This window comes from Flagellimonas alvinocaridis (assembly GCF_004916895.1).
GTDB lineage: Bacteria > Bacteroidota > Bacteroidia > Flavobacteriales > Flavobacteriaceae > Flagellimonas > Flagellimonas alvinocaridis.
The window spans coordinates 1-490 of record NZ_SNTZ01000076.1; the positions used below are offsets into that span (position 1 = coordinate 1).

Consider the following 490-nt stretch of genomic DNA (forward strand, 5'->3'; position numbering starts at 1 on the left):
GATATTGGAAYATCMATTTGGAAGAGATGATGGAGGCAGGAGTTCATTTTGGYCATGGTACTAGGAAATGGAATCCTAGAATGGCRCCTTATATTTCTGCAAAGCGTAAAGGTATTCATATTAYAAATCTTACTCGAACWGCTCGTTTTTTATCAGAAGCTTGTGATTTGGTTTTTGATGCAGCAAGTMGGGGAAAACAGTTTTTAATTGTTGGTACMAAAARTAAAGCAGCTGATTYAGTAGCACGGGCTGCAATAAGGGCTCGATGTCATTATGTTAATAAAAAATGGCTCGGTGGTATGTTAACGAATTGGTCTACTACAGAAACGAGACTTCATAAGTTCAGAGACTTGAGAATGGAACAAAAGATGGGCRGATTTAAYCRTCTTCCRAAAAGAGATGCAGCTATGTTGAAAAGACAATTATCTCACTTGCAAAMATATCTGGGCGGGATTAAATATATGACGGGGTTACCTGATATTGTAATCAT

The 490-nt window shown here is 37.5% G+C and carries 1 protein-coding gene; it reads left to right on the forward strand.

Features of this window, described 5'->3' with window-relative positions; genetic code table 11:
• Window positions 1-17: 17 nt before the first annotated feature.
• A partial coding sequence (gene rpsB / locus EZV76_RS17935; protein WP_500683429.1) for a 30S ribosomal protein S2 occupies window positions 18-490 on the forward strand: 473 nt, incomplete at its 3' end.